Below are 9585 nucleotides of genomic sequence, written 5' to 3'. Positions count from 1 at the left end.
CATTGTATGACCCGTACATATCAAAATGTTGTTTGCGTCCGTTCTACGACAAATATGGTAATGTCTGCATAGTCGTAGACATGGAATTAAAAGGACGTATCAGAGAAGCACTTATCAAAATGATTTTGGACTTTGATATTCCTTTAGAAACAGAAGAATAACAAGCAGTAACCGCAGAGCATGATTTGTTCAACCCCCTCTTTCCTGCTCTGCCCCTGCTTTTACATGAAAGCAACACGCTTTCGCCACAGCTCTTTGACAACTGAATAAAGCAGACAGATACGTTTGTGAGATAGCGAGCCACGGGGACTGTACGCCACGACCTTTTCAAAAGAAAGCGAGCGACCCACACAGTGATCCGAGAGCGACTGTTGGAAAAGTCGTTTTGCCACGACCTATCCTCACAGAATAATGATACGTCCGCATGGTGCGGTTCTGCCCACAAGAATGGGAATAGTTGAGATACTAACGGAGCATTCCAAAGCCGTCTGTCTGCTTATAATTGATAGTTTCAGCAACAAAATCTATCTACTCTTTTTATTTAGGTGTGTTATAATGACCTTATTAGACGAGTGTGTTTTGTTGCTGTCACAAATGAAAGGGGTCTTAATAGTGATAAGTGATACACAAAATGCACAATCTCCTACAAAGGAAAAAAAGACTTATACAGTAGAGGAAATTGCTGAACAACTGGACATTAGCAAAAAAGTAGCTTATTCATTGGTAAAAAGCGGTCAATTCAGTTATGTTCGTGCTGGTAAAGCCATACGGGTATCAAAGGTTTCTTTCGATAAATGGTTAAATGGAATTTAACTATAAGGAGAGAAAATTATGGCTTCAATCAAACAAAGAAAATCAAGTTTTTCAGTTATTTATTGGTACTTAGATAGTGCAGGAGAAAGAAAGCAAAAATGGGACACGCTGGAAACAAGAAAAGAAGCAAAACAGCGAAAAGCCTTTATAGAATACTATCAAGAGAAATTTGGATATGTGATAGTTCCCTTAGAGGAACAATTTGCACATCAGATTGAAAATTCCAAAAAAGAATTAGATGTTGTAGACAAAGATATTACATTGCGTGATTTCCTAGAAATTTTTGTTAATCTATACGGCACATCTAAATGGTCGCCGAGTACATTTAGTGGTAAGGTAGGCAGTATTGAAAATTATATCAATCCGATTATCGGAGATTGGAAACTGAATGAAATAACTACAAAAAGCCTATCAAAATACTACAATGACTTATTGAGCGTTCCAGAAGTACCACGGGCAAACAGAAAAGCAACTGGTCGTTGTGTTCAACCAGCAAACATCAAGAAAATACATGATATTATCCGCTGTGCCTTAAATCAAGCTATCCGCTGGGAGTATATTGACACAAACAAAAGAAACCCTGCGTCTTTAGCTACATTACCAAAAATTCCAAAGACTAGGCGAAAAGTGTGGAGTATTCAAACATTTCGAGAAGCGGTAAAAGCCACGGAAGATGACTTACTTTCCATTTGTATGCACTTAGCTTTTTCCTGCTCTATGCGAATTGGAGAAATTACTGGACTTACATGGGAAGATGTTATTATTGATGAAGAGTCCATTGCTACAAATAATGCAAAGGTAATCATCAACAAAGAGCTTTCAAGAGTAAATGCAGAAGCTATGCAGAAATTAAAGGAAAAGGATATTTTGAAGATTTTCCCAACGCAAAAACCGCATTGTACCACAAGGCTTGTTTTGAAAACGCCAAAAACAGAAACGAGTAATCGTGTTGTCTGGTTACCTAAAACAGTTGCAGAACTATTGGTGCAATATAAAAAAGACCAGCAGGAGTTAAAAGAATTTCTCGGAAGTGCCTACAATGATTACAACCTTGTTATTGCGTTAGATAATGGCAATCCCGTAGAAAGCCGTATTGTTAGAGATAGGTTTCAAAGGCTCTGTGAAGAAAACGATTATGAAGTTGTGGTATTCCACAGCCTACGTCATTTGAGTACGGGCTACAAGCTCAAAATGACAAACGGAGATGTTAAGTCCGTGCAAGGCGATACTGGTCATGCAGAAGCAGAAATGGTTACAGATGTCTATTCAGAAATTATTGACGAGGACAGACGTTTCAATGCACAAAAAATGGATAAAGAATTTTATTCTACGCTTAATGATGATACGAACAATCCAACGCAAGATACCGCTGTAACAGATAGTGATATGGCATTATTGGAGTTGATTAAATCTTTATCGCCAGAAATGAAAGAGCAATTTTTAAAGCAGGCACTTCAAAGATAGAATTTCAAAAGTGTTAGCAAATTTCAAAAAAACCAGCGATTTTTCTTCAAAAATAAAAAAGTGTTAGCAAGCCTATTTCTTTAAAAGTCTTAAAAAATATCGAATAAAAAATGACTGATTGAAAACAATTCGTATTCAGCGTAAATAGAAAGCCATAAATAAGAAAACGCTGAAAACCTTGTAAAATAAGGCTTTCAGCGGAGTTTGTGGCGTCCCAGACAGGAGTCGAACCTGCGACGTTTCGCTTAGGAGGCGAACCCTCTATCCTGCTGAGGTACTGGGACATTCTTAAAAATCTATTTAATTTTATCTAGTTATCATATCAAAAGGCGTTTGTTCCACCTAACGCTTAGGAGGCGTTTAATGAAAACTGTTTTTTTACATGGGTTGGGACAAACTGCACAGGACTGGAAAGAAGTAGTACAACAACTATCAATTTCTGATGTCGATTGCCCAGAACTTTTTTCTTCAACAGAAGATGAAATATCCTATTCGCAGATTTTGGGTGATTTAGAACAGCGGTATTCAGAAGTAAAAGAGCCGCTTCGTATCTGCGGTCTTTCGTTAGGTGCGCTTCTTGCGATTGATTTTGCTATTCGACATGAGGAAAAAGTGGATTCGCTGGTTTTGATTGGCGCACAATATAAAGTTCCAAGTTTACTGATAGATTTTCAAAATCTTATCTTCCGTTGTATGCCAAACAAGGTTTTTGAAAGTATGGGACTATCAAAAAGCAGCACCATAAAATTGGCTCACTCTATGCGGTCATTGGATTTTACTTTGCGATTAAATAATATTCGTCGTCCAGTAACAATTTTGTGTGGCAAAAAGGATACTGCCAATCTAAAGGCTTCTAAAAGGCTAAAAGAATTGCTACCCCAAGCTACTTTGCACATCGTTCCAAATGCAGGACATGAACTCAATAAATATGCACCAAACACGATTGCAGAGATATTAAATCAGTAAATTTATCGTGCAAAAAATATAGTAAGATAAATTGTCTGACAGGTAAGCGATCTCTCTCACTTTCATCACAACATCCCACTGTCCTTAGAGAGATGGACGAAGTATAATGTAAGCAACAATCGAAGTTTCAGGAAGAAAATCATGAGCAGTAGGGGAATTTTTATTTTAGCGATTACATGGATTGTTATGTCACCGTTTTGGTTCTGGGCAGAAAATATTGCGTTAGGTATCATATAGAAAAGAAAATTCTAATTGTCGTTCTGAGAATTTAACCGAATAACCATAGCACAAACCGCTGCTACATGGAAGCTAATAAACCATGCAACAGCGGTTCTTTTATTCGCCGGTATATGCAATTTCTATCTCATAGCCACCGTTCTCATAGTGGGAAAAATAGTATCTTATTGTTATTTCTGAAATATAAAATTTGAATCATAAAACTTCTTTCCCTCTCAAATCCATTTTTACCAAACCAACTACTAACAATCCAATAAAAATTGCCGTGTCCACAAATAACAGTACAACAACACTTTTTACCACTCCGAAAGTAAAAAGTATGGAGAAGATTTCCACTGACAACACAATAAAACACATATAATTTGTCAAATACTCTGTTATAATTTCTCCATAATAATTGTTCATCTGCAATTTCGCATAGATAAAAGGTTTTAATAAATATCGGATTATGATACATATAACAGGACAAATAAAAATCCAGTTTTTATTAACTAGGGATGTTGCCACTCCTTTACTCCATTGTACTGGAATTTCTGTCGGCAACTTAGAATAAGACAAAGCCCCAATAATCAAGCATAGTGCGGTAAGCATAGTCCAGGTAAGCATACTTCCCCATATATACAAAAAGCTGACTGAATCCAGTTTGAAAACAGTTCGATTATCTTTCCAATAGTCATGCAAATCTGTTATATACTGTTCTACCTGTAATTTTTCATAACTAATACTTTCTTCATCCAGCATTTTTTCACACATGAGTTTCGCCTTATTCAAATCAGTAATCTGATTTTTTAATACTTCCTTTTGCTTCTCAAGCATTTCCTGCAATGTTACTTTTTCGGATATAATACTTCGTATATCTTCAATAGAAATTCCCAATGTACGTAGATATGCAATCTTCTTTATATTTTCCACATCATTTTCAGAATAATCTCTATAACCATTACTTTCATTTCTCGAAGGCTCAATAAGTTTTTCCTTTTCATAAAAACGGATATTAGAACGGGATAAACCTGTTCGCTCTTCTACGTCTTTTATAGTCATATTATGCCCCCCTTTCGAGCAACTCTATTTTACTTAATAATAAGCTATAAACAAGGTTTACAGTCAAGCATTTATCAAAAAACATTCCTCTGTTAATTACAAATCAATTCTACAATCCTTTCAAAGCGTTCTTGTGCCGGTTCTTCTCTATCTGTAAGATAACTATTCAGCCTGCCACTTGTAAGCAGAATAATATAAACCGCTTTCTTATGTTCTCTCAGATAGTGTTCACTTAGCCATAAGCTGCCTTATTGATAAATAGCGGTGTACTACACCAATTTTTACACTATTTCCGCATAAATTGATGAATTAAGATGCACCCAGATAAAAACGTCAAAGCCGCAGAACCCTTTAAAATAAGGTTCTGTGGCACTTGATAACACAAGACAAAAACCAATCGCAACTAACAATATGTTTGTGCTCCAATTCAAGTGATTCCGTTTGAATTGGAAGCATACCAACTCCATTTATACCTAAAAAATAATACTCATCATCGTCGATATAGATTTAACAAGCAATCTTAGACAATTCTTGCAAATTGTCCTCAATGATTTTCCGACACCGTATCGGCACCCGTAAACTTGCATATAGTTTTCGCTGCTATGAAACAATCCCAGAAAATTCCCATTGTGGAGAATATACAAATTTTGATACTTGCAAAATAGACGAAAGCTCTGTTTTATTTTCTTCTTCTAAATAAGTTATCATTGAAGCCAGCATATCTTCTTCCGAAACAGTATTAAATAAACAAAATTGAATTTGATAGACAGCCACTCGCTTTTCCGAATGTATTTACATCTTTTCTCTTGACAGGTTCACACAAATCGCCTATACTGTGCTTATCGAATAAGTACGCTTATTACGATAAGTACACATGGTGAGGTGAGCAAGTGGAGATTATCATAAGTAATAGCAGTGATAAGCCTATTTACGAACAAATCTGTATGCAAGTAAAAAGTTTTATTATGGACGGCACATTATCTGCTGGCGAAGCCCTCCCTTCTATGAGAGCTTTAGCAAAAGATTTACATATCAGTGTTATTACCGTTCAGAGAGCATATGAAGATTTAACGAGAGATGGATTTATAGAAACTGTATCTGGAAAAGGCAGTTTTGTAGCATCACAGAACAGGGAATTTATTCAAGAGGAACAGTTACGAATTGCTGAAGAACTTTTACAAAAGGTCGCAGAAATTGGTCGAGCACATGGCATTAGTCTTGGGCAAATGACGAATATTCTAAAACTATTTTACGAGGAATAACGAGAGGTGACAGGCATGGATAACAACATTTTGGTGCAGAATTTATGCAAGCAATTCGAGGATTTTTCTTTGGACAATGTTTCGTTCAAAGTCCCTAAGGGCAGGATTGTAGGTTTTATTGGCGAGAATGGTGCAGGAAAAAGCACTACTATCAATCTGATATTAAATGAACTAAGCAAAGATAGCGGACAGATACAAGTCTTTGGAATAGACCATACAATTCCAACTGTCAAAGAAAATATTGGCGTCGTTTTTGATGAATGTAATTTTCATGATGTGTTTACAGCCGCAGATATTGAAAAAATCTTGAAAGAAGTTTATAAGACATGGGATAGTAACCTTTTTTCACAATACTTGAAAAAATTCAAAATCCCGACCAAGAAAACGATTGGCACATTTTCTAAAGGCATGAAAATGAAGTTGTCTATCATTTGTGCTATGGCACATAGACCTAAACTGTTGATTTTGGACGAAGCAACAACAGGTCTTGACCCCGTTGTGCGTGATGAAATATTAGACCTATTTTTGGAATTTATCCAAGATGAAGATTGCTCTATCTTCTTTTCGTCGCATATTACTTCGGACATACAAAAAATTGCAGACTATGTGATTTTAATTCATCAGGGAAAAATCATTTTCGAGGAACAGAAAGATAATCTTGTTTATAATTATGGCGTGGCAAAGTGCGGAACAGAAAAATTTGCACAGCTTTCCTCTGATGATTATATCATACACCGAACTACAAATATGAGCGTGGAGTGTCTTGTTCATGACAAGGAAGCATTCAAACGAAAATACAAAAACATCATTGTGGATAATGCCACATTAGAAGATATTATGCTTTTCTATGTTAAAGGAGGTACATCATGCGAGGATTGATATATAAAGACATATCCATTTTCTTCAAGAGTATTGATAAGAAACTTATTCTGATTGCAGCAGCAGCTATTGTTCTGCTTATTTTCAATGCTGGAATTTATGCTGGCTTATTTGCTTCCGTTATGTTTGCCATGACAATCGGTATGCAAAATATTATGAGTTTCGCAAGTGATGAAAAGGCAAGCTGGAAAAAATATCAATTAGCTATGCCGATAAGCAATTTTACTGTTGTTGCAAGTAAATATGTTTCCGTAATATATACTGTTGCAATCAGCATTTTGGGAAGCATTGCGTTCAATAGTTTATCCATCATAATTTTTCAAAACTTTGATATGCTTATCTGGTTATTTTCGATTGCAGCAGCAATTATTATCCCATTATTATGGACAGGAATTTGCTTGCCATTAACTTATTGGTTTGGTTTTCGTTCTGCGCAAACTATGGGATTGATTGTGGTAATTCCAATGTTTTACTTTGTAAAATATTTTGAAGATGGGCCGGGAATGGCTGCTATGGTAAATTCTGTTCATTCATATGTGCTAATCACAGGGATAGCGACAATTTTGATTTTTGGAATTTCCCTCATAATAAGCATCATTGGATATAGTCGCAAGAATTAAATCTGCAATTACCATTCAGAAATAGCAAACCCAGCCGAGCCACAGTAGATGAAAATTTCAAGAACGATATGGATTCTGCTTCGAGCATTGAGCACCGTATCGCTGCTATGAAGCAGGTATATGAGGCAGGTATCCGTACAGTTTGTTTCGTATCCCCGGTATTCCCCGGTATCACGAATTTTGAAGCAATCTTTGAGCGGGTAAAGGATCAGTGCGATCTGTTCTGGCTCGAAAACCTCAATCTTCGAGGCGGTTTCAAAAAGACAATTATGATTACATCGCCGGAAAATATCCTGATCTTGTACCACGTTACGACGAGATCTATAACAAGCATAACCGCAGCTACTTTGAATCCTTTGCGTAAAAGACTAACGAACATATTTAATGAAACATCGGAACCATCTTCTTTTTGTTGTCTACCTATAATAACGATTGGAGTAATCGATTATAGACACTGCAATCAAAAAAATCTGAAAATATATTTATCAACATTACATAAAAGTGTGTAGATGCACATAAAATGGGAATACATATTGAAATTCAGGTCGTTCTGTGATAGAATCTCATTACTAAAAAGTGTGCAGATGCACGGAAAGTGGGATCGTAATGATGGAGATTAAAAGAGACGCTTACCTACAGCAGCTGATCGAGCGAAAAGATAATGGAATGATAAAGGTGATTACCGGCATTCGTAGATGTGGCAAATCCTTTTTGCTGTTTACTATCTTTAAGAGATACTTACTGGAGAATGGTGTTGATACTGATCATATTATTGAGATTGCATTGGATGGTATTGAGAACGAGGAATTAAGAGATCCAAAGGTATGCTTCAAGTACATCAAGGATGCCATGAAAGACGACGGGAAGTATTATCTCCTTTTGGATGAAGTGCAGTTTATGCCACGATTTGAGGAAGTGCTGAACAGCCTGCTCCGCATGAGCAATATTGATGTGTATGTCACCGGAAGTAATTCCAAGTTCCTGTCCAGCGACATTGTGACCGAGTTCCGTGGCAGAGGTGATGAGATTAGAATCTATCCTCTCTCCTTTGCAGAGTTTTATTCTGTCTATGACGGCGATTATGATGATGCCTGGGATGACTACATGATCTACGGAGGATTGCCGCAGATCGTAAGTTTCCAGAGCGAACGACAGAAAGCGGACTATCTGAAGAACATCTTTGCAAATGTCTATCTGAAGGATGTTATTGAAAGAAATAAGATTCAGAACGTGGATGAGATTGGGATTCTGGTTGATGTGCTTGCATCTGCAATCGGCGCACCGACCAACCCTTCAAAGATTGCCAGTACCTTTGCCAGTGAGCGCCAGATGACTTATGCTAATAAAACCATCTCCAAGCATATCGACCATTTGACAGATGCCTTTTTGATTTCCAAGGCAAGCCGATACGATATTAAGAGCAGAAAGTATATCGGTGCAAATCTGAAATACTACTTTACTGATCTGGGACTGAGAAATGCACGTCTGAATTTCAGACAGCAGGAGCCTACTCATATTATGGAGAACATTGTTTATAACGAGCTGCTGATCCGTGGCTACAATGTTGATGTGGGTGTCGTGGATATCTTCGATAAGGATAAAGATGGCAAACGTGTTCGCAAGCAGTTGGAGGTTGACTTTGTGGTGAATCAAGGAAACCAGAGATACTATATCCAGGTTGCATATGACATGACGTCGGAAGAAAAACAGACGCAGGAGTTCAATTCTCTGCGTAATATCCCGGACTCTTTCAAGAAGATCGTCATTGTAAATGGCAGCAAAAAGCCTTGGAGAAATGATGAAGGTTTTGTCATCATGGGAATGAAGTATTTCTTGCTGAATGCGAATAGTCTGGAATTTTAAAACGATTTGAGTTGTTGCTGTGGTGTTGTTCTATTTCAAAAAAGAGTAAAATGATATAAATAAGGCCACGACTGATTTCGTGTTGGAACAGCCGTGGCTCAGTTTATTTTTTTATCCGTACAAACGAGACTGTTCCGCAGATTATATAGAACAGACAGAGTACGATTCCGATAGTGAGAACATACGAGAATAAAGATGAACTTAAGAACGAGATAAACAAAAGTTTGTTGAATTAAAATGAAATAAAGTTCCAGTAATCATAGAGTGTATGGATTCAATTCCATATGCTCTTTTTCTTTACTTAATTTCATGAAAAATGTAAAAATCTAATGTTACGAGTTGCATTAAAGAAAACTCGTAAGAAAAAAAATTTGCTTTTGACCACTGTAAAACATGCTCTGAGCGTTTCGTTATATGAAGGGATAATTTTTCTTTCATAT

11 protein-coding genes, 1 tRNA gene and 1 pseudogene are annotated in these 9585 nt (G+C 36.7%); 9 read left to right on the top strand and 4 right to left on the bottom strand.

Annotation, left to right across the window (positions count from 1 at the left end; genetic code table 11):
* The 3 genes from G593_RS0111110 to G593_RS0111100 all read left to right on the top strand — a co-directional run.
* On the top strand, positions 1-161 hold a 161-nt coding region (locus G593_RS0111110), incomplete at its 5' end, for a helix-turn-helix domain-containing protein (RefSeq protein WP_029731713.1).
* 394 nt (positions 162-555) lie between these two features.
* Positions 556-813: a helix-turn-helix domain-containing protein gene (locus G593_RS20830; RefSeq protein WP_029731712.1), complete on the top strand. Its 258-nt coding sequence runs from the start codon at positions 556-558 to the stop codon at positions 811-813.
* An 18-nt stretch (positions 814-831) separates the two neighbouring features.
* Entirely contained in the window at positions 832-2277 is a 1446-nt protein-coding gene (locus G593_RS0111100; RefSeq protein ID WP_029731711.1) for a site-specific integrase, read from the top strand.
* A gap of 207 nt (positions 2278-2484) precedes the next feature.
* Here the strand turns inward: G593_RS0111100 and G593_RS0111095 are convergent.
* Positions 2485-2561 (bottom strand) — tRNA-Arg (locus tag G593_RS0111095).
* Positions 2562-2640: 79 nt separating this feature from the next.
* Between G593_RS0111095 and G593_RS0111090 the strand changes: the two genes are divergently transcribed.
* Entirely contained in the window at positions 2641-3243 is a 603-nt protein-coding gene (locus G593_RS0111090) for an alpha/beta fold hydrolase (protein ID WP_029731710.1), read from the top strand.
* 432 nt (positions 3244-3675) lie between these two features.
* On the opposite strand, the gene G593_RS0111080 is transcribed toward G593_RS0111090, so the two are convergent.
* From G593_RS0111080 to G593_RS20140, 3 genes are all read right to left on the bottom strand, one after another.
* Positions 3676-4521, bottom strand: a complete 846-nt coding sequence (locus tag G593_RS0111080; protein WP_029731709.1) for a MerR family transcriptional regulator — start codon at positions 4519-4521, stop codon at positions 3676-3678.
* Between the two features lie 92 nt (positions 4522-4613).
* The gene (locus G593_RS19545) at positions 4614-4742 is read right to left on the bottom strand and encodes a TnpV protein (RefSeq protein ID WP_081646537.1); all 129 of its coding nucleotides are present in this window, start codon (positions 4740-4742) and stop codon (positions 4614-4616) included.
* A 379-nt stretch (positions 4743-5121) separates the two neighbouring features.
* Positions 5122-5295: a hypothetical protein gene (locus G593_RS20140; RefSeq protein WP_155961796.1), complete on the bottom strand. Its 174-nt coding sequence runs from the start codon at positions 5293-5295 to the stop codon at positions 5122-5124.
* 116 nt (positions 5296-5411) lie between these two features.
* Between G593_RS20140 and G593_RS0111075 the strand changes: the two genes are divergently transcribed.
* From G593_RS0111075 to G593_RS0111060, 5 genes and pseudogenes are all read left to right on the top strand, one after another.
* Entirely contained in the window at positions 5412-5783 is a 372-nt protein-coding gene (locus tag G593_RS0111075) for a GntR family transcriptional regulator (RefSeq protein ID WP_028087677.1), read from the top strand.
* A 15-nt stretch (positions 5784-5798) separates the two neighbouring features.
* Complete coding sequence (locus tag G593_RS0111070; protein ID WP_029731708.1) at positions 5799-6662, top strand: ABC transporter ATP-binding protein; 864 nt, start codon at positions 5799-5801, stop codon at positions 6660-6662.
* Positions 6650-7282 carry an ABC-2 transporter permease gene (locus G593_RS0111065; protein WP_029731707.1) on the top strand — a complete coding sequence of 211 codons (633 nt, stop codon included), beginning with the start codon at positions 6650-6652 and terminating at the stop codon, positions 7280-7282. Before G593_RS0111070 ends, G593_RS0111065 begins: the two co-directional genes overlap by 13 nt.
* Before the next feature lie 41 nt (positions 7283-7323).
* A pseudogene (locus G593_RS21505) lies at positions 7324-7637 on the top strand (radical SAM mobile pair protein B); the annotation flags it as partial.
* Between the two features lie 254 nt (positions 7638-7891).
* Positions 7892-9145 (top strand): ATP-binding protein, encoded by a 1254-nt coding sequence (locus tag G593_RS0111060; RefSeq protein ID WP_029731705.1) that lies wholly within the window; start codon positions 7892-7894, stop codon positions 9143-9145.
* Positions 9146-9585 lie beyond the last annotated feature (440 nt).

Origin of the sequence: Dorea sp. AGR2135, assembly GCF_000420885.1 — a bacterium.
Taxonomy (GTDB): Bacteria; Bacillota; Clostridia; order Lachnospirales; family Lachnospiraceae; genus Dorea; species Dorea formicigenerans.
The sequence above is the reverse complement of the archived record's forward strand: the minus strand, read 5'-3'. Positions and strand labels throughout refer to the sequence as shown.